The organism is Chitinophaga eiseniae, from assembly GCF_012641265.1.
Classification (GTDB): Bacteria; Bacteroidota; Bacteroidia; order Chitinophagales; family Chitinophagaceae; genus Chitinophaga; species Chitinophaga eiseniae_A.
Window position 1 is genome coordinate 409,751 of sequence record NZ_JABAHZ010000006.1, and the last position, 23,914, is coordinate 433,664.

Annotated in this window: 21 protein-coding genes; 8 read left to right on the top strand and 13 right to left on the bottom strand. The window is 45.9% G+C overall.

What is annotated here, in order from left to right:
- Positions 1-73: 73 nt before the first annotated feature.
- The 3 genes from HGH91_RS23830 to HGH91_RS23840 form a co-directional block, all read right to left on the bottom strand.
- A complete protein-coding gene (locus HGH91_RS23830; protein ID WP_168741321.1) occupies positions 74-2,431 on the bottom strand; it encodes a polyribonucleotide nucleotidyltransferase in 2,358 nt (785 codons plus the stop codon).
- 125 nt (positions 2,432-2,556) lie between these two features.
- Positions 2,557-2,829, bottom strand: a complete 273-nt coding sequence (rpsO, locus tag HGH91_RS23835; RefSeq protein WP_145671947.1) for a 30S ribosomal protein S15 — start codon at positions 2,827-2,829, stop codon at positions 2,557-2,559.
- A 148-nt stretch (positions 2,830-2,977) separates the two neighbouring features.
- Positions 2,978-3,673, bottom strand: coding sequence for a cell division ATP-binding protein FtsE (locus tag HGH91_RS23840; RefSeq protein ID WP_168741323.1), 696 nt, complete (start codon positions 3,671-3,673; stop codon positions 2,978-2,980).
- A 165-nt stretch (positions 3,674-3,838) separates the two neighbouring features.
- Here HGH91_RS23840 and HGH91_RS23845 point away from each other — a divergent pair, with 165 nt between their 5' ends.
- The 3 genes from HGH91_RS23845 to HGH91_RS23855 all read left to right on the top strand — a co-directional run bounded on the left by HGH91_RS23845 (position 3,839) and on the right by HGH91_RS23855 (position 6,434).
- Positions 3,839-4,210 carry a BlaI/MecI/CopY family transcriptional regulator gene (locus tag HGH91_RS23845; RefSeq protein WP_145671949.1) on the top strand — a complete coding sequence of 124 codons (372 nt, stop codon included), beginning with the start codon at positions 3,839-3,841 and terminating at the stop codon, positions 4,208-4,210.
- On the top strand, positions 4,207-5,889 hold the full coding sequence (locus HGH91_RS23850; RefSeq protein WP_168741325.1) for a M56 family metallopeptidase: 1,683 nt from the start codon (positions 4,207-4,209) through the stop codon (positions 5,887-5,889). Before HGH91_RS23845 ends, HGH91_RS23850 begins: the two co-directional genes overlap by 4 nt.
- Positions 5,890-5,978: 89 nt before the next feature.
- Complete coding sequence (locus HGH91_RS23855) at positions 5,979-6,434, top strand: TonB family protein (RefSeq protein WP_168741326.1); 456 nt, start codon at positions 5,979-5,981, stop codon at positions 6,432-6,434.
- Positions 6,435-6,514: 80 nt separating this feature from the next.
- Here HGH91_RS23855 and HGH91_RS31545 read toward each other — a convergent pair whose 3' ends face one another.
- Positions 6,515-7,693 carry an AIR synthase related protein gene (locus HGH91_RS31545; RefSeq protein WP_168741327.1) on the bottom strand — a complete coding sequence of 393 codons (1,179 nt, stop codon included), beginning with the start codon at positions 7,691-7,693 and terminating at the stop codon, positions 6,515-6,517.
- A gap of 137 nt (positions 7,694-7,830) precedes the next feature.
- Here HGH91_RS31545 and HGH91_RS23865 point away from each other — a divergent pair, with 137 nt between their 5' ends.
- Complete coding sequence (locus tag HGH91_RS23865; RefSeq protein WP_168741329.1) at positions 7,831-8,763, top strand: bifunctional riboflavin kinase/FAD synthetase; 933 nt, start codon at positions 7,831-7,833, stop codon at positions 8,761-8,763.
- On the opposite strand, the gene HGH91_RS23870 is transcribed toward HGH91_RS23865, so the two are convergent.
- From HGH91_RS23870 to HGH91_RS23880, 3 genes are read right to left on the bottom strand one after another with little or no spacing between them, the layout of a single operon-like run.
- Complete coding sequence (locus HGH91_RS23870; protein ID WP_168741331.1) at positions 8,760-9,302, bottom strand: hypothetical protein; 543 nt, start codon at positions 9,300-9,302, stop codon at positions 8,760-8,762. The genes HGH91_RS23865 and HGH91_RS23870 overlap by 4 nt on opposite strands.
- A gap of 31 nt (positions 9,303-9,333) precedes the next feature.
- On the bottom strand, positions 9,334-10,329 hold the full coding sequence (holA, locus tag HGH91_RS23875; protein WP_168741333.1) for a DNA polymerase III subunit delta: 996 nt from the start codon (positions 10,327-10,329) through the stop codon (positions 9,334-9,336).
- A 12-nt stretch (positions 10,330-10,341) separates the two neighbouring features.
- Positions 10,342-11,067, bottom strand: coding sequence for a ribonuclease H-like domain-containing protein (locus HGH91_RS23880; RefSeq protein ID WP_168741335.1), 726 nt, complete (start codon positions 11,065-11,067; stop codon positions 10,342-10,344).
- A gap of 105 nt (positions 11,068-11,172) precedes the next feature.
- Here HGH91_RS23880 and HGH91_RS23885 point away from each other — a divergent pair, with 105 nt between their 5' ends.
- Positions 11,173-12,135, top strand: coding sequence for a hypothetical protein (locus HGH91_RS23885; RefSeq protein WP_168741337.1), 963 nt, complete (start codon positions 11,173-11,175; stop codon positions 12,133-12,135).
- A 550-nt stretch (positions 12,136-12,685) separates the two neighbouring features.
- A complete protein-coding gene (locus HGH91_RS23890) occupies positions 12,686-13,081 on the top strand; it encodes a response regulator (RefSeq protein ID WP_168741339.1) in 396 nt (131 codons plus the stop codon).
- An 83-nt stretch (positions 13,082-13,164) separates the two neighbouring features.
- Here HGH91_RS23890 and HGH91_RS23895 read toward each other — a convergent pair whose 3' ends face one another.
- Positions 13,165-14,808 (bottom strand): ABC-F family ATP-binding cassette domain-containing protein, encoded by a 1,644-nt coding sequence (locus HGH91_RS23895; RefSeq protein WP_168741342.1) that lies wholly within the window; start codon positions 14,806-14,808, stop codon positions 13,165-13,167.
- A 274-nt stretch (positions 14,809-15,082) separates the two neighbouring features.
- On the opposite strand from HGH91_RS23895, the gene HGH91_RS23900 reads away from it, so the two are divergent.
- Complete coding sequence (locus HGH91_RS23900; protein WP_168741344.1) at positions 15,083-15,745, top strand: carbonic anhydrase; 663 nt, start codon at positions 15,083-15,085, stop codon at positions 15,743-15,745.
- 2 nt (positions 15,746-15,747) lie between these two features.
- On the top strand, positions 15,748-16,563 hold the full coding sequence (murI, locus tag HGH91_RS23905; protein ID WP_168741346.1) for a glutamate racemase: 816 nt from the start codon (positions 15,748-15,750) through the stop codon (positions 16,561-16,563).
- 52 nt (positions 16,564-16,615) lie between these two features.
- On the opposite strand, the gene HGH91_RS23910 is transcribed toward murI, so the two are convergent.
- The 5 genes from HGH91_RS23910 to HGH91_RS23930 form a co-directional block, all read right to left on the bottom strand.
- Entirely contained in the window at positions 16,616-18,664 is a 2,049-nt protein-coding gene (locus HGH91_RS23910; RefSeq protein WP_247651828.1) for a S9 family peptidase, read from the bottom strand.
- A gap of 137 nt (positions 18,665-18,801) precedes the next feature.
- Positions 18,802-20,187, bottom strand: coding sequence for a Gfo/Idh/MocA family protein (locus HGH91_RS23915; RefSeq protein WP_168741350.1), 1,386 nt, complete (start codon positions 20,185-20,187; stop codon positions 18,802-18,804).
- Between the two features lie 190 nt (positions 20,188-20,377).
- Positions 20,378-21,142 carry a succinate dehydrogenase/fumarate reductase iron-sulfur subunit gene (locus HGH91_RS23920; protein ID WP_168741352.1) on the bottom strand — a complete coding sequence of 255 codons (765 nt, stop codon included), beginning with the start codon at positions 21,140-21,142 and terminating at the stop codon, positions 20,378-20,380.
- Positions 21,143-21,205: 63 nt separating this feature from the next.
- Positions 21,206-23,179, bottom strand: a complete 1,974-nt coding sequence (locus HGH91_RS23925) for a fumarate reductase/succinate dehydrogenase flavoprotein subunit (RefSeq protein WP_168741354.1) — start codon at positions 23,177-23,179, stop codon at positions 21,206-21,208.
- A 19-nt stretch (positions 23,180-23,198) separates the two neighbouring features.
- Entirely contained in the window at positions 23,199-23,882 is a 684-nt protein-coding gene (locus HGH91_RS23930) for a succinate dehydrogenase cytochrome b subunit (protein ID WP_168741356.1), read from the bottom strand.
- Positions 23,883-23,914 lie beyond the last annotated feature (32 nt).

Here is a 23,914-nt window from a genome sequence, read left to right on the forward strand (position 1 = left end):
AATGGGAAAGCAGCCACCGGGGGTGACTGCTTTCTTTTTATTTAATTCCAGTTATCGCTAGCTATTACGATGCTTATTCTGCATCAAAGGTAGGCTCCTGTGGTTTTTCGTTGCGGCTGTTGTAATCGCCGCCACCACGGTTGTGGTCACGGTCGCCACGGTTGAAATCACGTCTGTCGCCACCGCCACGTCTGTCATCGCCACCGCGTCTGTCGTCACGGGGACCACGTCTGTCGCCACGATCACCACGGTCACGGAACTCGCCTCTTTCTGGTCTGTCGCCGCGTTCTTCACGTTCTGGTCTTTCTACATAACCTTCTGGTTTAGGCATCAGCACTTTGCGGCTCAGCTTAAACTTACCGGTTTTAGGATCGGTACCAGTCAGTTTCACTTTCACTTTTTCACCTTCAGACAGCACACCTTCCATCGTTTCCAGGCGTTTCCAGGAAACTTCAGAGATATGGAGTAAGCCTTGTTTACCAGGCATGAACTCAACGAAAGCACCATAAGGCATGATGGATTTTACTACGGATTCATATACTTCACCTACTTCAGGTACCGCAATGATTCCTTTCACCCATGCAACCGCTTTATCCAGGCCATCTTTCTGTGCAGAGAAGATGCTTACTTCACCGGTTTCACCCACTTCTTCAATGTTGATGGTAGTACCGGTTTCACGTTGAATTTCCTGTATAATCTTACCACCGGGTCCGATTACAGCGCCGATAAATTCACGGTCGATAATAATCTTCTCCATGCGTGGAGCGTGTGGTTTAGGTTCAGGACGGGCAGCAGGTACTGCTTCGTACATGGCCTCAATGATATGCAGGCGACCTTTCCTGGCCTGAGCCAGTGCAGAGCGCATTACATCCATGCTTAAACCATCTACTTTAATGTCCATCTGTATACCAACGATACCATCGCGGGTACCGGTAACTTTAAAGTCCATGTCACCCAGGTGATCTTCATCACCGAGGATATCGGTTAATACCGCCCATTTACCATCGGAAGCGCGGGAGATCAGTCCCATTGCCACACCGGAAACGTGTTTAGGCAAAGGTACGCCTGCGTCCATCAGTGCCAGTGAACCGGCACATACAGTAGCCATGGAGGAAGAACCATTGGATTCGAGGATATCGGAAACTACCCTTACCGTGTAAGCATAGTCGCTTCCCGGCATCATTTGCTTCAGGGAGCGCATCGCCAGGTTACCGTGTCCTACTTCGCGACGGCCGGGACCGCGCATCATTTTTACTTCCCCGGTAGAGAATGGAGGGAAGTTGTAATGCAGGATGAATTTGGAATAGTTGGAAACAGCAGCAGTTTCTATCAGCAGTTCATCTTCTGGAGTACCGAGGGTAACAGTAGTCAGGGACTGTGTTTCACCACGGGTAAACAGGGCAGAACCGTGAGGAGAAGGCAGGATATCAGTTTCCATTGCCAGTGGGCGCACCTGGTCCAGTGAACGTCCATCCAGGCGAACAGATTCATCCAGGATCATGTTACGGATCACTTCTTTTTCCAGGTCGTGCAGGTATTCTTTTACCAGCGGCTGATCCTCTTCGGGCAATTCGCCCAGGTGTTCTTTCAGCTCTTCGCCGATAGCAGCAAAAGCATCACTGCGATCGTGCTTGGCGGAGGCGGATTTAGCCACCTTATATATTTTTTCAGTAGCAAAGGCTGCTACTTTTGCTTCCAGTTCTTCGTTCTGGTGAGGTTGTGCGTACTCACGTTTGCCTTTCACACCTTTCAGGTCACGCAGTTCTTCCTGTGCCTTCACCTGTACACGGATAGCAGCATGTGCTGCCTCGATGGCCAGGATCAGGTCTTCTTCCTGGCATTCCTTACTTTCACCTTCCACCATCATGATGTTCTTGTCGGTAGCACCAATGATGAAGTCCATGTCGGCTTTAGCCAGTTCTGTGCGGTTAGGGTTGATCACGTATTTGCCATCAATGCGGGCAACACGTACTTCGGAAATAATTTCCTGGATGGGCACATCAGAAACAGCCAGCGCAGCAGATGCAGCCAGGCAGGCCAGTGCGTCCGGCATTACTTCCGGATCGGAAGATATCAGGGTAACGAGTACCTGTACTTCACATAAATAGTTATCGGGGAACAGGGGGCGCAGCGCGCGGTCAATCAGGCGGGAAATCAATACCTCGGAATCAGACAACCGACCTTCACGCTTGAAAAATGAACCGGGTATGCGGCCGGCGGATGCAAATTTTTCCTGGTAATCAACTGTAAGGGGGAAGAAAGACTGACCTGGTTTGGGTTCTTTATTTGCTACCACAGTGGCCAGCAAAATTGAATTCCCTAAACGCACCGTTACCGCACCGTCGGCCTGACGGGCCAACTTGCCGGTTTCGATGGTCACCATACGACCGTCTCCTATATCGAACTTCACTGAAATAGGTGTCAGATTCATAATAAAGTGAGGATTAATGAGATAACGTTATCCATTTTACAATCACAAGGATAACAAAACGTATACATACAAAAAAACTATTCCCAACCATAAAAGTTGGGAATAGCGCTATAATTAAGTCATGGTTATTTCCTGATACCTAACTTCTCGATAAGGGCACGATAGCCTGTGAGGTTGGTTTTAGATAAGTAGGAAAGTAAACGCTTTCTCTGGCCAACCATCTTCATCAAACCACGGTGGGTAGAGAAATCTTTTTTGTTTTCTTTCAGGTGACCGGAAATGCTGTTGATACGCTCAGTCAGCAGCGCGATTTGTGCTTCTACAGAGCCGGTATTTTTTTCGCTTCCACCAAATTCCTTAAAAATATTGGCTTTCTTTTCAACAGTTAAGTAAGACATCTTTAAAAATAATAAGTAATAATAATGTTTTTTGTCGCTATTTTTCCGGTGCAAAGGTAATTTAAAAAATAGGAATTACCAATTAACCCGAAATTTATAATAAATGAATGATAACCACTATTTGTAAATCTCTCCTTCTCAACAACTCCTAAGAAGAAAAATTCACAGCGGCGTTATCTGTTACATGTCCGTTTTCGGTTCTTAACACCCTCGACGGAAATTTCTGTAATACAATATAATCATGTGTGGCCATTACAATGGCGGTTCCCTCCCGGCAGATACGGAACAATAACTGCATAATACCATCGGAAGTTTCCGGATCCAGGTTACCGGTAGGCTCATCTGCCAGGATCAGCTTAGGTGAGTTCAGCATAGCACGGGCAATATCCACACGTTGCTGTTCTCCTCCCGACAACTCATAAGGCATCTTAAATCCCTTGGTGCCCAATCCCACTTTTTCCAGTACATCTGTGATCTTAGCCTCCATTTCCTTGACATCCTGCCAACCTGTAGCCCGCAGGGCAAACTTCAGGTTATCATGCACATTCCGGTCGGTCAACAGCTGGAAATCCTGGAATACCACTCCCAGATTCCGGCGAAGATACGGCACTTTTTTCCAATCCATCTTCTTCAGATCAAAACCTACGACCTGCCCTGTACCATCGTTCAACGGCAAGTCACCATATAATGTCTTCAGTAAACTGGATTTACCTGTACCGGTTTTGCCAATCAGATATACAAACTCCCCCTTGTTCACCGTGATGTTCACATCAGACAAAATCAATGATTGCCCCTGGTAAATGCTGGCATTTGTTAACTGGATAATAGGTTGTTCAGCCGTCATGTCCTTTTCTGTTTTACGATCTGTTGCGGGCAAAAATAACTAATTAAAAAATAACTCGTTGTGCTAATATGTCAATCTCCCCAGATTTATTTCTCTCAAAAACTAAAAAAATAGTTTTTAAACTAAATAATTAGTTTTAACTTAACATCATAAACCGAAAAAGGGATGAAACAACTTACCAAAGCAGAAGAACAAATTATGCAAGCCCTGTGGGAAACGGGTCCTGCTTTTGTGAAAGACATTATTGAAGTAATGCCCGAACCCAAACCGCATTACAACACGGTGTCTACGCTCATCAAAATCCTGATAGAGAAAGGCTTTGTTGACTTTAAAGCCTTCGGTAAATCACATCAATATTTTGCCCTGGTTACCAAAGATGCCTACAGCCATAAAACGGTGAATAACATTGTAAAGGGCTATTTCAACGGCTCTTTCAGCAACATGGTTTCTTTTTTTGTGAAAGAAAAGGAATTAAGCATCTCTGAATTGGAAAAACTGATTACCCAGATTAAGGAATCCCAAAAACCCAAACAATGAACCTGCTGCTCACCTATATCGCTAAAGTGATCATCTGCTCGGCTGTATTGTATGGTTATTACTATATAGCACTGCGCAATAATCGTTTTCACCAATGGAACCGGTATTACCTGGTATTAATTACAGTGATATCGCTGCTCACGCCCCTGTTGCGTATCCCGTTGCCCATACCGCAGGAAGAACCATCGACCATGATGTCGTATACCAGTCGCATGATCACGCTCCGGGAGTCGGTGATACCACCCGCTAACCCGGCCATTACCACAGGGACCATCATGAACGCCGTGTATACACTGGTGATGGCGTTATTACTCTTACGTATACTCGTGAGTATTTTCAATATTCGTCAACTGATACGCCGCAGCCAGGTGCAGGAAGTACCACCTTATAAGTTTGTGGAAAACCAGGAGATCAAAGCGCCCTTTTCTTTCTTTTCCTATATTTTCTGGGATCAGCACACCTCCCTGCAGACAGCAGAAGGCCAGCAAATACTAAAACATGAACTGGTGCATTTGCAGGAAAAACACAGTGCCGACAAGCTTTTCATGGAAATTGTTACGGCTATATACTGGATTAACCCCATCTTCCATATCATTAAACGGGAGCTGGCGCTGGTACATGAGTTTATGGCTGATAAAAAAGCCGCCGGGGAAGAAGTAGCCGGTTATGCCCAAACAATCCTGCAAATGGCTTTCCACAGCAAACAATTCAGTTTTACCAACGATTTTTTTCACCCGCCTATAAAAAGAAGAATACTTATGCTTACACAATTTCATACGCCCCGATTCAGCTACCTGCGGCGTATCCTGGTATTGCCCGTAGCAACCGGTATTTTCTGCTCGCTTGCTTTTGTGGCTGATAAGCGTCCTTCCGCCATTCGGACGCTTAACACCACTATCAGCGAAGCAGCAGTGATGGATACTACTCCCCGTAAAATAACGCCCAAAAAAGAAACTGCATCCGAACCGGTATTTACTTTTGTAGAACAACCACCTGTGTTTAAAGGAGGAGAGGATTCTTTGAACAGCTACCTGACCCGAACCCTCAAATATCCCAAGGAGGCCGTGGCAAAAAAAATATCGGGCGCCGTTTTCGTACAATTTGTGGTGGATAAAAAAGGGAACATCTCCAATGCAAAACTAGTAGGCAGAGATCCCGGCGCGGGTATAGCACAAGAGGCCCTGCGCGTAGTAAATGCGATGCCCCGTTGGGTACCCGGCAAACAAGATGGTAAACCAGTATCGGTGCAGTTCAATCTCCCTATCCGCTTTTCATTGGGTGACAGCAAGTCTGCCACAGGGAAGCAACACATTGAATTTACGCCGCCTCCGCCTCCACCACCTTCCCCAGGGCCCACCGAGATATTTACATTTGTAGAACAACCTCCTACTTTCCGTGGCGGCGAGGCAGCACTGACCAAATACCTGTCTTCCAACATTAAATATCCACGGGGTGCCCAGGAACAGGGCATTTCGGGTACCGTTTTCGTTCAGTTCATTGTGATGGATGATGGTAATCTCAGGGATATTCATATCGTTGGCACCCAAAAAGGTGGTGGGCTCGATGATGAAGCCATCAGGGTAGTGAAAGCCATGCCCAAATGGAATCCCGGCATCCAGAACAAGCATGCAGTCAATACCGAATTTAATCTGCCCATCCGGTTTACCTTGCAGGAGTAACACAACTATTATTCATATAACATCGCCCTCTGCTAAGGCAGGGGGCTTTTTATTTTGCTTCATTTTACCCATCTTTATAAAAAAATCCTATGCCACTATCCTATTGTCACCTGGCGATCCCTATTATCATGGGGCTATCTTTTTCCTCCACTACCCATCAGCAGGCAGTTTTACATCATTACGAAGCAGATACCACGCGGCAACCCGACATGGAGCAGGTATTTACGCTGGTAGCAGATCCCCCGCACTTTCCGGGTGGAGATTCCGCCCTGCAAAATTATCTTGATAAAAACCTCCGGATTCCTAAAGCAGCCGTAGCGGCTAAAGTTGCCGGTACAGTGTATGTACAGTTTGTCGTAGATAAAAAAGGGAATCTCCTGTATCCCAATGTTTCCGGGCCCTACAAAGGATATGGGTTGGAAGAAGAAGCCGTACGGGTAGTAAGTAGTATGCCCCGGTGGGAACCCGGGAAAGAGAAAGGGAAGTCGCTGAATGTAAAGTTTGACCTGCCGGTCACGTTTACTTTGCCCGAGCCGAAGAAATAAAAAAGGCCGATAGAAAAATACTAATTAAAAGTCCCGTTGCGCCATGCGGCGCAACGGGACTTCCTATTTTATCCATCTCTTTATTCGTATATAAAAGTACCAGCTGGAGCTTTCACCGTTACTTTCTTTTGCGGTGCTGCTTCTACCCTTCCTACAATCTGTGCGTCGATGTTAAAGCTTTTTGAAATAGCGATAATATCGGCTGCAATGGCTTCCGGTACATAGAGCTCCATGCGGTGGCCCATGTTAAACACCTGGTACATTTCTTTCCAGGGCGTGCCGGATTGTTCCTGGATCAGGCTGAACAACGGGGGCACGGGGAAAAGATTATCCTTGATCACGTGCAGTTGCTCTATAAAATGCAGTACTTTGGTCTGTGCTCCACCACTGCAATGTACCATACCGTGGATTTGCGGGCGGAACTGCTCGAGTATTTTCTTGATAACCGGGGCATAGGTGCGGGTAGGTGATAACACCAGTTTACCAGCATCGATAGCGCCGAAACCGGGCACCTCTATTTTATCTGTCAATGATTTTTTACCGCTGAATACCAGTTCAAACGGAATATTCGGGTCGAAACTTTCCGGGTATTTTGCGGCAATGTCTTTATTAAATACGTCATGGCGGGCGCTGGTCAGGCCATTGCTGCCCATACCGCCGTTGTATTCCGTTTCGTAGGTAGCCTGTCCGTAGGAGGCCAATCCCACTACTACATCGCCGGCCTGGATACGGTCGTTGGAAATTACGTCTGCACGTTTCATACGGCAGGTAACGGTAGAATCTACGATGATGGTACGTACCAGGTCGCCTACATCGGCGGTTTCACCACCGGTAGAATAAATACTGATACCATGATGGCGGAGTTCGGCCAGGATTTCTTCTGTGCCATTGATGATAGCGGCAATCACTTCACCGGGAAGCAGTTGCTTATTACGGCCTATGGTAGACGACAGAAGAATGTTATCGGTAGCGCCTACACAGAGCAGGTCGTCCATGTTCATAATAATTGCATCCTGGGCAATACCTTTCCATACGCCCAGGTCGCCGGTTTCTTTCCAGTAAATGTAAGCCAGGGAAGATTTGGTGCCAGCGCCATCTGCATGCATGATATTGCAGTATGCCTCATCGCCCCCGAGAATATCGGGTACTATTTTGCAGAATGCTTTCGGGAATAAACCCTTATCAATGTTTTTAATGGCATTATGCACATCTTCTTTACCTGCTGAAACACCTCGCTTGGCGTAAATATTATTATCCACCGGGAAATAAATAAGTATGTAAATAAAAAATAATCTGAATTAAGATACTATTCAGGCTGCAAAAGTAACAGATTCCATGCAGAATGCCCTCCGAATGTGTTAGATTTGCACGGCGTTTTTGATAGTTATTGAATTATATGCAGGTTCACAGGGACTTAGACCACTTACCGGAATTCCGCAATGCTGTTATTACAATAGGCACTTTCGACGGAGTACATGCAGGACACCGCTTCATTATCCAGCAATTGGAGCAGGCGGCCAGGGATTGTGAGGGAGAAACCGTGATTATCACCTTCGACCCACATCCCAGGGAAGTATTGTTACCCAAACCCGGCAACATCCGCTTACTGACCACTTTACGGGAAAAAATTGCCTTATTGGAACGCGCCGGTATCGATCACCTGGTAGTAGTCCCCTTTACCAGGTCATTTTCAGAAATGTCGGCCCGCAGTTACCTGGAAGACTTCCTGGTAGCCCGTTTTAAACCACATACCATTATCATCGGATACGACCACCGCTTTGGCCACAACCGGGAAGGCGGCCTGGAACTCCTGGAAGCTGAACAGCTGCAATATGGCTTTAAGCTGATAGAAATTCCACAACAGGTGGTACATGATCTCACGGTTAGTTCTACCAAAATCCGGAGAAACTTACAGGAAGGCAATATCCGGCTGGCCAATGAACTGCTTTGCTATACCTATTTCCTGACCGGCAAAGTGGTACATGGCGATAAAATGGGCCGGCAACTGGGTTATCCTACCGCCAATCTGCATCTCAACGATGAAAGGAAACTGATTCCGGCAGAGGGCATTTACGCGGTACAGGCCCAGCTGGGAACACGCGTATTCCCGGCGGTGATGAGTATTGGTTTCCGCCCTACTTTCAATGGCACCGATCTGCGACTGGAAGTCCACATTTTTGATTTCCACGAAGATATTTACGATCAGGAACTCACCGTATATTTTGTGGATTATATCCGTTCTAACCTGAAGTTTGATAACATTGATGCCTTGATTGTGCAGATGAACAGGGATTCTGAGCAGGCCCGGGAAATATTGGCAACGCTTTAAAATTCTTCTCCCAACAATTCTATTACTTCTTTTTTCTTCCGGGAATGGCGGAGCAGGCGATAACCTGTTCTGACCAGCCAGAAAATGATCAGTAGTGCTAATAGTACTACCATCCAGGATCCGACTACGTTGCCCCGGTTATAATCTCCTGTTTCGCCGGGAGCCATGTTGAATGTACTGTTAATATTTGTCGCATCATTAATGGATTCAATTTCTACCAGTACTAAAAACGCTGCCACCAAAAAACAGGCAACGGCCAATATAACCCTGACAGGAAATGACAAGTTACCTGCTGGTAGTAAGGCCCAGTGTTTTTTGGCCGCTTTTTGCAAGCGCCAGGCAGCCACAAAAAGTAATCCCGATACACCCAGGAAAATAGTACCTGCAATACCAAAGCCTACAGCGGTAACTGCATCGAATTGTTGATATAATAAACGGCTAACGAGCACACTCACGATACTGGCGGTGAGCAACAATCCTAATAACAGGCAAATGATGGCCAGTATTGTTTTCAATACAGCTTTTAGACGATGGTTCATACAGTATAGGTTATATAATGGCGATATTATATCAACTCATCATTTTGTACATCAATTCCTTCATCAGCTCTCCATCTTCTACCCCACTATCGTTAATGCCTATACTCCGCAGGTTATACTGATGCAGCAGTAATATAGCTTTTTCGGTACCATCGGGCCCATACTGCCTGGCCGCATTCAGGTAATCTTTTACGAAGAAGGGATGTACACCCAGTGCGGCTGCTATTTCTTTTTCGCCTCCTTTTACACTGAATATCAGGTTTACTTTGGCAAAGAAATTATAGAGTGCCGGCAGGGTCATTTGAATGGGGGCAGCTTTGGGATTGGCGGCGAAGTACGCGATAATCCGGAATACTTTGGCGGTATTCTTTTGCCCCAGGGCGTTCTGTAATTCAAATACGTTGTACTCTTTGCTGATCCCCACGTATTTCTCGATATCGCTTTCATCGATTTTTTTCTGGGAGGGCAAGTTTACCAGCAGCTTATCGATTTCATTGGCAATACGGGATAAGTCGTTGCCAATATGATCTACCAGCAGGATGGCTGCTTTCTGGGAAATAGCCAGTCCCCGGCTGCTTACATAGGATTCGACCCAGGTGGGAAGCTGGTTATCATATAATTTTTTGGTAGACAGGAGTACACCTTTTTCTTTTATGAGTTTGGCCATTTTGCTACGGCCATCGATTTTGCCTTGCTTATGCGCCACCACGAATATGGTGGATGACAGGGGATTATCTATATAGGCTTCCAGTTTGAGTAAATCACGCATGGCCTGGGCTTCTTTCAGCAATACCACCTGGCGTTCAGCAAACATCGGATACCGGCGACAGGCATTTATAACGGTGGTCCAATCGGTATCTTTTCCATAGAGCACAGTAAGGTTAAATCCCTGTTCTGATTCGGGCAACAATTCATGTTCAGCATATGCCGTTACCTGGTCGATAAAAAAATCTTCCTCTCCTTCCAGCCAGTAAAGTGATTTAAACTTCTGTTGTTTCCAATCTTTGATGATATCCTGGTAATCCATTTGCTTTAGTTGCTATTTTACGATCACTATGTTTTCGGGCGACAATGCCGGCAGGCGTTTAAACTTGAGCAGCAGCCGGGCAACAGCCAGTACATCCTTCTGACAATAGGCGGCAATGCGTTCAAGATCTTTCTGCTCCCAGTATACCTTTCCGACCATGCTGCCGTCTATATCGTCTTTCGGTGTTTCAATCCCCATAACGGCCGTGAGGAGTTTCAGGGAAATATAGTGCTTAAAGTCGCCAAACCGCCACAGTTGCAGGGTATCCAGCATGGGAACTTCCCAGGGTTTGAACCCGTGCAGTTGTAAAGGCTGGGGCAAAGATAACTGATGAATAACACTCCTCCTGCAAATAAAAGGAATATCAAATTCTTTGATGTTATGCCCGGCAAACTGGAAGCGGGGGTGTTTTGCATAGAATTTATTGATCAATTCTAAAAATCCGCTGAGTACAACTGCTTCATCGTCATTATAAAACGATTTCAGGCGTAACTGGTACTGATTATTTTCCACGCTGAAGAAGCCTACCGAAATGCAGACAATTTTCCCAAATTCGGCGTAGATGCCTGCCCGGTCCGCGTATGCTGTTTCCGGACTTGCGGATTCTGGCGCAGTTTTTGCAATTTTCTCACGCCACAGCTGTTGCATCTCATCCGATAGTTGTTCCATAGCGGATACAGCGGGTGTTGTTTCTATATCTAACAGTAATAGCTGGTCTAACGCAATATTGGGAAGCACGATGAAAAACTGTTTTATATCTGTTATTAATAAATAGGAATATAATAGCTATTTTTGAATGACGATTTTTAACCATATAACAATTAAACATAAAACTCGCAACTTATGACGGAGAACACTTTTAACACCCCTGCACCGGGTTCACCCGGACCAGAAAAACCGAAAAGCCGCAATGGGCTAATTTACGGTATTTTAATTGCAGCACTGGCCGGTACCTGGATATATATGTTATACGACAAGAATAAATCCAGCGAGCAAATCGTTCAAAAAAACACGCAGATAGATTCTATCTCTTCTTCCCGTGACGCTTTACAGCAGGAATATAACGCAGCTAACGCCCGTCTGGATGACCTGATTTCTCAGAATACCCGGATGGATAGCCTTGTTAAAACAAAAGATAAGGAAATACAGGATATGAAAGCCAGGATCTCCAGCATCCTGTCTAACAAAAACGCCACACAGGCCCAACTGGCTGAAGCCCGTCGCCTGATCGAGCAGCTGAAAACCAATATTGAAGGCTATCAGCAAACTATTGAGCGCCTCGAAGGTGAAAAGATCGTATTGGCCGGAGAGAGGGATGTAGCCCGAAAAGAGCGTGACTCAGTATCCACGGTAAAGGATAGTCTTAACAAGAAAGTGGATCTGGGTTCTGTATTACACGCTTCCAACATCAAACTACAACCGGTACATGTAAAACACAATGGCAAGGAAATAGAAACCACTAAAGCCAAACGTGCCGACATGATGCGTGTTACTTTTGACCTGGACGACAACCGCATTGCTCCTACCGGCGACAAAGAAATCTTTGTAGCGATTACGTCACCTGATGGTTCACCACTGGCAGTAGAAGCACTGGGATCCGGTCGTTTCACACTGGAAGATGGTACCGAAAAACTGTATACCGCCAAGAAAACAGTTGCTTATGTTACCGGTCAGAAACAATCTGTAAGCATGGACTGGAAACAAAATTCTGATTTCAAACCAGGCGACTACGCTGTAGAAATCTATCACAACGGCTTCAAAATAGGTCAGGGTAAGGTTACCCTCAGAAAAGGTGGCCTGTTTTAAGTCTATATCTTATTCCGTTAAAAGTAAATGCCCAGGGAGCTAATGGCTCCCTGGGCATTTACTTTTAATCATCTTTCCAGGTTATGTTATATTTTCCTACGGTTGTTCGCCTGATAGCTTTTTAACTTATATTTACGTAGATACTATTCCGTTTTTCTATATTGTTACTCCTTTTCGCCGTCGAATAACTTTCTCCTTGATGTTTTTTTCACTTATCTAATTTGTTAATGATTAGTTATTGACAAAAAGATATATATAAAAATAAAATTAAATTAACGTTCTTTGCTTTCATAATTAGCCGGAGGCCACTGAGTTCCCAGACCAATGCTTGAGAAGAAGAATGTGACCGGGCAGATAAAACCTGCCAGTATTAACCCATGTTTCACAATATACTGTGACTGTTTGCAGTAGCTGAAAATATGCTGTAATCGTTTATCAGGTATGTTTCCCGGCATGGTACCCTATGTAGTGTAATTCTTCCTTCAACATCGTCTTTCTGTGCGCCTTTGCTATTAACGGAAAAGATCAGAAGCCCAATTAAAATTGAAGCATGGAAGACATGAATAAAATAGTGTACGTCGTAGATGATGATGAAATTTTTCATTTCATTATCAAAAAGATGTTGGGGCAGCAAAGCGATCACCTGGTAGTTACTTCTTTTCTTTGTGCAGAAGAAGCCCTGGAACAGCTTTCCAACAACCCTCCATCCACACTACCCTCCCTTATTATTCTTGATATGAATATGCAACGAATGAACGGATGGGATTTTATTGAAGCTTACAGAGGTCTGAAAACCTCCCTCAAAAATAACATTCCGATTATCATGTGCTCCTCGTCTGTGGATGTCCGGGACATGCAGAAAGTACAACATACTCCGGAGCTGATGGCGTATATCACCAAACCACTGGATAAGAATAAACTGAAAGTAATAGAAGAATATTTATAGGCAGCATAACCCTGTAAAAAGGAATGACCAGAGCGGATATTACTCCTTGCTCTGGTCATTCCTTTTATAGCTATTGCTATGACTTAGGCCAATACAGCATTGCTGTACATTTCTTCGCGCAATGCTTTTACGCGCTCATCTGCCAGGTATTCATCGAAGGTCATCAGGCGATCGATAATGCCTTTAGGCGTAAGTTCGATGATACGGTTAGCTACCGACTGCATGAACGTATGGTCATGCGTAGTAAACAACACGATACCTTTATAGTTGATCATACTTTCGTTGAAAGACTGGATAGATTCCAGGTCCAGGTGGTTGGTAGGTTCATCCAGGATTAACACGTTGGGGTCCTGCAGCATCATGCGGCTGGTCATGCAACGTACTTTTTCACCACCGCTCAAAACGGAAGTTTTCTTCATAATCTCATCTCCACCAAACAACATTTTACCCAGGAATCCACGCAGGAACGGTTCGTCCACATCGGTTACATGAGCCGGAACATACTGGCGTAACCAATCCATCAGGTTCAGGTCCTTATTGGTGAAAAACACGGCGTTATCGTTGGGCAGGTAAGCGCTGGTAACAGTAGTACCCCATTCAAACTTGCCACCGTCGGGCTGTGCCTCGTTGTTGATAATTTCAAAGAAGGTAGTCAGCGCCAGGTGATCTTTAGACAGGAAGGCAATTTTATCGCCTTTATTAACAGAGAAAGTTACGTCTGTAAAGAGCTTGCGGCCATCTATCAATTTTTCCAGTTTCTCTACGTTCAGGATCTGGTTACCTACTTCACGCTGTTGCTTGAAGATGATACCAGGATACTTACGGTTGGAAGGTTGGATATCTTCGATCACCAGTTTCTCCAGGGCTTTCTTACGGGAAGTAGCCTGCTTACTTTTAGATGCGTTGGCGCTAAAACGGGCAATAAAGTCCATGAGGTCTTTACGCTTATCTTCCATCTTTTTGTTCTTATCTGCAATCTGGCGGGCCATCAATTGAGAAGACTCATACCAGAAAGTATAGTTACCGCTGAAGATCTGGATCTTAGCGCGATCCACATCGGCCACATGCGTACAAACCGCATCGAGGAAGTGACGGTCGTGCGATACCACAATCACAATATTTTCGTAGTCGGCCAGGAAATTTTCCAGCCAGCCAATGGTTTCTACATCGAGGTCATTCGTGGGCTCATCGAGCAACAGGATATCCGGGTTACCAAACAGGGCCTGCGCCAGCAAAACGCGCACCTTCATGCTACCGGCAATATCTTTCATCAGCATCTGCTGCATATCCTCTCTTACACCCAGGTCGCTCAACAGTACCCCTGCGTCGCTTTCTGCGGTATAACCACCCATTTCTCCATATTCGGCTTCCAGTTCCCCTGCACGCATACCATCTTCCTCGGTAAAATCTTCCTTGGCATAAATAGCATCCCTTTCATGGGCTATCTCCCAAAGCTTCTTATTACCCATCAATACGGCATTCAGCACAGTCACCTCGTCAAACCCAAAGTGGTTCTGAGAGAGCACACTCATACGCTCTCCGGGAGTGATTTCCACAGTACCTTTATTCGGTTCTATTTCACCGGACAATATCTTCAGAAAAGTAGACTTCCCTGCTCCATTGGCCCCAATCACACCATAACAGTTCCCTTTTGTGAAATTGAGGTTTACTTCGTCAAACAATACTCTCTTTCCAAAAGAGAGCGTTACGTTTTTAACACTGATCATGCTGGCTATGTAAATTTTGAAGCTGCAAAGGTACAGGTTTTATGCCGGCTTTCCAAGCAGGATCAGCCTCTTACCTGTAAAGTATACTATCTTGATAATCATGCATTTCTCTATTTATTGAATCCCAAACCCCTCCCGGTCGTTCCGCTATTTCATGATTATTTAATGTAGGGGGTTGGCCTCCTCACTTCCTGATAATCAATTTCATAATACATACTTTATCTGCACATATAGTCATTCGTGCGTATCTTTATCCCATAAACACATCTATCGCATGACAGCATATAACCAGATATTTGAGAATAACAGACGTTGGGTAGCCACCAAGCTGGCTACAGATGCCGAGTTCTTCGAAAAAATGGCCGATACACAAACTCCTGATTACTTGTACATTGGTTGTAGCGACAGCCGCGTTCCTACCAATGAAATTATGGGGCTGGAAGCAGGGGAAGTATTTGTACATCGCAACATCGCCAACCTGGTTCCCAATACTGATCTTAATGTGATGGGTGTTATCAATTATGCAGTAGTACACCTGCAGGTAAAACATATCATTGTGTGCGGGCACTACAATTGCGGAGGCGTAAAAGCTGCCATGCAAGCAAAAGACCTGGGTATCCTCAATCCCTGGTTGCGGAATATCCGCGATGTATACCGCCTGCATATGGACGAACTCAACGCCATCGCTGATGAGCACGACCGTTATAACCGCCTGGTAGAGCTCAACACACAAGAGCAGTGCATCAATGTGATCAAAACCGCCGCTGTACAGAAATCATATGTAGCCAGGGGCTACCCCACTGTACATGGCTGGGTATACGACCTGAAAAATGGCGCCCTGAAAGATCTGGAGATCGACTTTGAAGGCGTACTGCATGAAATTCAAAAGATTTACGACTTAACAGGTTCCGGCCTGATGCAAAAAGACAACGAATAGTCATGGGTCCTATCGGCATATTCGATTCCGGCTACGGCGGATTAACCGTACTCAAAGAGATCGTAGCAGAACTTCCGGATTATGATTACATCTACCTGGGAGATAATGCCCGCGCGCCCTATGGCAACCGCGGCTTTGATACCATACACGCCTATACGCTGGAGTGCGTACAACAGTTGTTCAACATGGGTTGCCCCCTGGTGATATTAGCCTGCAATACAGCATCCGCAAAGGCCCTGCGCACCATCCAGCAAAAAGACCTTCCCAACATAGCTCCCAACAACCGGGTGCTGGGCGTTATTCGTCCTACTACGGAAATGGTAGGCACAATCACGCAAACAGGGGAAGTGGGCATACTCGCGACCAACGGTACCGTTAATTCCGAATCCTACCCGATAGAAATTCACAAGTTCTTTCCACATGTGAAAACCTATCAACTGGCCTGCCCCATGTGGGTTCCACTGATTGAAAACGATGAGCATGAAAGTGAAGGAGCAGATTATTTCGTGAAAGAATACCTGGGTAAGATCTTGTCGCTTTCTTCAGATATTGATACGTTGGTATTGGGCTGTACGCATTACCCGTTGCTGATGAAGAAAATTAAACAGTTTTTGCCAGGGGGCGTCACTGTATTATCGCAGGGAAAGATTGTGGCGCATAGCCTGAAAGATTACCTGAAACGCCATCCTGAGATGGAAAGCCGCCTGCACAAAGGCCAGCATCGCACCTTCTACACCACCGATGATCCGGCTATTTTCGATAAAATGGCAGAAATATTTTTTGGTAAAAGCGTTACGTCCAAGAAGTTAGTTTTATAATAAAACCGGGGGAGATGAATAACTCAAAAATTATCCATCTCCCCGATTACGGTTATTTTCCTTCCAACTTTAATAGAAAAGCATATTCCAGCGCCACTTCTTCCAATGCCTTAAAGCGCCCGGAAGCCCCTCCATGCCCCGCTTCCATATTGGTGTGCAGCAGCAACAGGTGATGGTCTGTTTTCATGTCCCTTAATTTAGCCACCCATTTGGCCGGTTCCCAGTATTGTACCTGTGAATCGTGCAGCCCTGTAGTGACCAGCATATTAGGATAGGCCGTATGTACTACATTATCATAAGGAGAATATGATTTCATGTAGTCATAAGCTTCTTTATTCTTGGGATTGCCCCACTCATCAAACTCACCAGTGGTTAATGGAATGCTTTCATCCAGCATGGTGGTTACCACATCTACAAACGGCACCTGGGCAACAATGCCGTTGAATAAAGCGGGCGCCATATTAGCCACCGCACCCATCAATAAGCCACCGGCACTGCCGCCCATGGCATACAGATGGGCAGAATCGGTGTAGTGTTGCTGTACCAGGTAATTGGCGCAGGCGATAAAATCGGTGAAAGTGTTTTTCTTCTTCATCATTTTACCATCTTCATACCATTGTCTTCCCATTTCCTGTCCGCCCCGTACATGGGCTACTGCAAAGGCAAAACCCCTGTCCAGCAAGCTTAACAGATCGCCATCGAAAGAAGCATTTAAACTATGTCCGTATGACCCGTAGCCATAGAGCAATAGCGGATTTTTGCCGTTTTTCTCAAAAGTTCTCTTATACACAATCGAGATCGGGATTTTAGTACCATCTGTAGCAGTGGCAAACAGTCTTTCGGAAGCATAGTCTTTGGGATCATAGCCGCCCAGTACTTCCTGCTGGCGTTTCAGTTCACTTTTACCGGTTTCCATGTTATAATCATACACCGAGTTGGGCGTGATCATGGAGGTATAATGATAGCGTAGTTCTTTACTATCCATTTCCGGGTTGTTGCCTACTGATGCGGTATAGGCGGCTTCTGAAAATGCCAGGTATTTATCAGTATGGGCTTTATCATTGATGACCCGGATTTGCGTGAGTCCGCCTTTTCGTTCTTCCAGTACCGTGAAATCTTTGAACAATTCCACTCCTTCCAGCAATACATCCGCGCGATGGGGAATAAGTTCTTTCCAGTTCTGTCTGGAAGTCTTGTCCAGTGATGTTTCCATCAGGCGGAAGTTAAGTGCCTCCCAGTTGGTAACAATGTAGAATTTATCATCGCGATGATCGATGGTGTAGAGCATGTCTTTTTCACGAGGCTGGAAAACGTGAAAAGCCTCATTGGGCTTATCGGCATCCAGTATCCTGCTTTCAGAAGAGAGCGTGCTTTCACTGTTGATAATGATGTATTTTCCGGACTTGGCTTTAGATATGGCTACATCATACGTTTCATCTGCTTCATGATATATTTCCTTGTCGGTGGCTGTTCCCAGGGTATGGCGCATGATACGGTCAGCCCGGAGAGTAACGGTATCTTTGCGGGCATAGAACAGGGTTTTATTGTCGTTGGCCCAGCAGCTGGTGGCGGTTGTTTCGGTAATCACATCGGGCAACAGTTCATTTGTTTCCAGGTTTTTGATGTGAATAGTATAGCGCCTGCGGCTTACGGTGTCGATACCGTAAGCCAGCAGTTTAGCATCAGTACTTACGCTTAGTCCGCCTACATGGCAATAGGCATGTCCGGCGGCCAGTTCATTTACATTAAGTATGATTTGTTCCGTAGCTTCCAGGCTACCTTTTTTGCGGCAGTAAACAGGATATTCTTTCCCTTGCTCAAAGCGGGTATAGTAGTAATAACCGTTTTTGAGATAGGGTACGCTCATATCTGTTTCCTTGATACGGGATTTCATTTCATCGAAGAGTTTTTCCCGCAATTTCTTTTCCGGCGCCAGGATGGTGTCGAGGTATGCGTTTTCCGCTTTCAGCCACGATATTACTTTCGGGTCTTCGCGGTCGTTCATCCAGTAATAATTATCGATACGTTTGTCGCCGTGGATACTGAGTTCTTTTGCTATCTTTTCTGCCACAGGAGGTTTGATATCTGCCTGATCATTCATAGTATGTTTCTTTTCATTACAAGACAAAAGTACTGTTCCCAAAAGCAACCAAAAATTACCCTGGAAGTTTTTAAACATAGGTGGTGATTTAATAGTATAGTTAAATGTAATAAAGAATTACAAATTACGCATTCTCTTTATACTATTTTCATCTTCACCGGGTCCCAGTTCATGACCTTCTTACTGAAATAGCTTTCATTGGTGAGCAATGCGGGGCCTGCGGCGCGGAGACCGAATACGGCGTCTTCCACCACGGGTTTGCCGGTACGCATAGATTCGAAGAAGTTGGTAAAATGCTCCAGGCGGTCGTCGTATCCTTTTGGTGCGGCGTAGGCGCTGGAGGTTTCGATGGCATCTCCTTTATTGCCGGCGTATTTGGTGTTATAATTTTTCACAAACAGGTCCTGCTGCGCTTTGGGGAAGGTATTATAGGTATCCCATCCGCCATAGCCGGGTGCTTCGGGGAGTTTGTGTTTCTTGATTTTAAAATCATTCCAGCCCAGTTCCAGTACACCATCAGTACCAATCAATCGGGTATATTCGCCGCCGCCGCTGCCATCGGCAAAGTTCACGCGGAGCGTCATCTGGAAGGCAGGATGTTCTTTTGTTTCAGGGTAGTTGAAGATGGCTACCACGGTATCTGGTACATCTCTGCCGTCTTTCCATTGTACCAGGTTGCCGCTGGCATAGATGGAGGTAGGTCCGAGGGAGCCGGTAATGAAGTGCAGACCGGAGATGAGGTGTACGAACAGATCGCCGGGGATACCGGTTCCGTAGGCCTGGTAATTGCGCCAGCGGAAGAAGCGTACCGGGTCGAAAGGCATTTTGGCGGTGTCTTTCAGGAAGGTGTCGAAGTCGATCGTAGCTGGTGAAGCATCCGGTGGAATGGAATATTGCCAGGCGCCGAGCGCACTGTGGCGATCCATCCGGGCTTCTACTACATTAAGTTGACCTATTTCGCCTGCTTGGTAACGTTTACGCGCCTCCGCTAATGCGATGCTGCTCACCCGCTGGCTGCCTACCTGGAATACCGCCTTGGTACGCTGTTGTGCCGCAATTACTTTATGTCCTTCTTCAATCTGTTGTACCATTGGCTTTTCGCAGTAAACTGCTTTTCCTGCTTCCATAGCGGCAATGGCAATGGTATCGTGCCAATGGTCGGGCGTAGCCACAATCACAGCGTCAATATCTTTCCGTTTCAGGATTTCGCGGTAATCGCGGGTGGTGTATACCTGGGGACCGAATTCTTCTTTAATACGGGTAAGGTGCCCCTCATAGAGATCGGCAGCGGCTACAAATTCTACTCCCGGCACTTTAATAGCAGTGTGTACATCTCCAAAGCCCATGATACCCATGCCTACGCAGGCCAGGCGTATTTTATCGTTGGCAGCTATTCTTTTTTCGGGTTGCAACAGGTGTACTGTTTCTTGTTCTTTGGCCATGGCGGCCAGCTGGCCTATACCAAGCAGTGCTGCAGTACTGCCTATATGCTTGATAAACTTTCTCCGTGATTGTTCTGACATATGCTTTTATTTAATAGGGTGACGTGGAAAAAACACATGATAATAAAAAAATTTAGAAAGTTAAATTTCAAATTATGAACGAGCAATGAGCGGGATGAGTGTAGTGTTAGTGACAAGAATATAGCGTTTGTAAAACAAGAAAGCCGTCTCTGTTAAATAGAGACGGCTTTCTTTATAACTTATTATTTGCTTATTTCTCAGAAGATAAACCTGCACCGATAAACTCGCGGTTGAGGCGGGCGATATTCGTGAGGGAAATTTCTTTCGGACATTCTGCTTCGCAGGCGCCGGTGTTGGTACAGCTACCAAAGCCTTCCTTGTCCATTTGAGCTACCATGTTGAGTGCACGGCTGTGTTTTTCAGGATGTCCCTGTGGCAGCAAGGCCAGCTGGGATACCTTTGCAGACACAAACAACATAGCAGATGAGTTTTTACAAGCTGCTACACAGGCGCCGCAACCGATACAGGCAGCTGCTGCAAACGCCAGGTCTGCTTTGGTTTTATCTACCGGGATACAGTTGGCATCCTGTGCGTTACCTGTATTTACAGAAATATAACCACCTGCTTCGATGATACGATCAAAAGCAGATCTGTCTACTGTTAAGTCTTTTACCACCGGGAATGCACCAGCTCTCCAGGGTTCTACTGTGATAGTATCGCCATCTTTGAAAGCGCGCATATGCAGCTGGCAGGTAGTAGTGCCATCCCATGGACCGTGAGCGCGGCCATTGATGTGCATGGAGCACATACCGCAGATACCTTCGCGGCAATCGTGGTCGAATGCGATGGGATCTTTTCCTTCGTTGATCAACTCTTCATTCACCACATCGAACATTTCCAGGAAAGACATTTCAGAAGAAATGTTTTTAGCCTGTAAAGTTTCAAATTTACCCTGATCGTTTTTGTTTTTCTGCCTCCACACTTTTAATGTGAGGTTCATGTTATAATGTTCCATATACCTTGGACAATTATTTGATTTATAATCCTGGTTAACCGTTAAACAGTCAGCCAATAACCATTATTTGTAGCTACGTTGTGTAGGTTTACATTCTTCGAATACCAGTGGTTCTTTGTGCAGTTCGTACTGGCCTTCGCCTTTGTATTCCCATGCAGCCACATAGCTGAAGTTTTCGTCGTCGCGTTTTGCTTCACCATCTTCTGTTTGTGATTCTTCACGGAAGTGACCACCACAGGATTCACGGCGATTCAAGGCATCAAGACACATCAGTTCACCCAGTTCGAGGAAGTCGGCTACGCGGCCGGCTTTTTCCAGCTCAGGGTTAAATTCGTTGGCTTCGCCTGGTACTCTTACGTTGCTCCAGAACTCGGCGCGCAGTGCTTTGATTTCCTGGATCGCTTCTTTCAGGCCCTGCTCATTACGTGCCATACCGCATTTATCCCACATGATCTTACCCAATTTTTTGTGGTAGAAATCAACGGATTTGGTTCCCTTGATGGCAAAGAATTTATTGATAGTATCTCTAACTTTCTTCTCTGCTTCTACGAACGCAGGGTGGTCGGTTGGAATAGCTTTCGTGCGGATTTCATCTGCCAGGTAGTTACCTACGGTGTAAGGGATAACGAAGTAACCATCGGCCAGTCCCTGCATCAGTGCAGATGCACCGAGGCGGTTAGCGCCGTGGTCAGAGAAGTTGGCTTCACCCAGGGAATACAGACCAGGAACGGTAGTACCCAGTTCGTAATCTACCCACAGGCCACCCATGGTGTAGTGTACTGCAGGGTAAATACGCATAGGGGTTTCGTAAGGATTTTCACCGGTAATTTTGGCGTACATGTCGAACAGGTTACCATATTTTTCGGCTACTACTTCTTTACCCAGTTTAATGATTTCTTCTTTGGAAACATTGCTCATCTGGCGTTTACCCACTTCAATGTTACCATAGCGTTCGATCGCTGCGGCGAAGTCGAGGAATACCGCCTGTTTGGAGGTACCTACGCCATAGCCGGCATCGCATCTTTCTTTTGCTGCACGGGAAGCCACGTCACGGGGTACGAGGTTACCGAAGGCAGGATATCTTCTTTCCAGGTAATAGTCCCTTTCTTCTTCAGGAATATCGCCGGCTTTGCGGGTATCGTTTTGTTTTTTAGGCACCCAGATACGACCATCATTACGCAGAGATTCTGACATGAGGGTCAGTTTAGACTGGTGATCGCCGGAAACCGGGATACAGGTCGGGTGGATCTGTGTGAAGCAGGGATTAGCGAAGTAAGCGCCGTTCTTGGTGGCTTTCCAGGCGGCTGTTACGTTAGAACCCATGGCGTTGGTAGACAGGAAGAATACGTTACCATAACCGCCACTACAGATCAGTACTGCATGGCCGAAGTGGCGTTCCAGCTCACCATTGATCAGGTTACGTGCAATGATACCGCGTGCTTTTCCATCTATTTTCACGATGTCGAGCATTTCATGGCGGTTATACATTTTCACATTCCCTAAAGCTACCTGGCGTTCCAGTGCGGAGTAGGCGCCGAGGAGCAGCTGCTGACCGGTTTGACCAGCGGCATAAAAAGTACGTTGTACCTGTGTACCACCGAAAGAACGGTTACTCAGCAGGCCGCCGTATTCACGTGCAAAGGGAACACCCTGTGCCACGCATTGATCTATAATGTTACCGCTCACTTCCGCCAAACGGTGTACGTTAGCTTCGCGGGCGCGATAGTCACCACCTTTTACTGTATCGTAGAACAAACGGAAAACGGAGTCACCATCGTTCTGATAATTCTTGGCCGCGTTGATACCGCCCTGTGCAGCAATACTGTGGGCGCGACGCGGACTATCCTGAAAGCAGAATGCTTTTACTTTGTATCCTAACTCACCTAATGACGCAGCTGCAGAAGCGCCGGCCAAACCTGTACCTACCACAATTACTTCCAGACTACGTTTATTGGCAGGGTTTACCAATTTACAATGTCCTTTATAGTCTTCCCACTTGGAATTTAATGAGCCTTTAGGAATCTTTGAGTCCAACATATATCCTTACTTTACAGAATTATTTGAAATAGATTACAACAGGGATAATAGCAAAGCCAACAGGGATCGCTATTCCAAACAGCCATATACCAATGAAGCTGAGTAAGCCATTGTATTTTTTATGATTTAAACCGAAGGTCTGGCAGGCGCTTTTGAAACCATGGATCAGGTGGAAAGATAAGCCGATCATGCCGATCACATACAATACCACTAACCAGCCGGTTTTAAAAGTTTCCTGGGATACCAGGTACAGATCCTTCAGTGGTTCTTCCTGGCCGGGATAAGTGTGGAGCGGCATTTCACCGTAGTGAAATTTTGCCCAGAAGTTAGCCAGGTGGATAACGATAAAGATGAAGAGAATGCTTCCCATGATGGCCATCTGGCGGCTGAACCAGGAAGATGTTTGATTACCCGGATTAACGGCATATTTCACCGGACGGGCAGCTCTGTTGCTGAATGTAAGCTGTATCGCAATAAATGCGTGTAACAGAATCACAATTTTCAGCCCCCAGGCAATAAACTGAATCAGGCTATTGTGTCCCATAAACGCGGCGTATGCGTTGAAGGCCTTGCCCTCGTCATTGTACAATAACTGGAAATTTCCAGCCAGGTGTACGATAACAAAACTGCAAAGAAACAAGCCGGTAGCACCTACCAATAACTTCTTACCGATAGAGGTATTAAAGAACTGTGACCACTTCATAAGTAAAATTCTAAGCTTCCTAGTATAAAAAG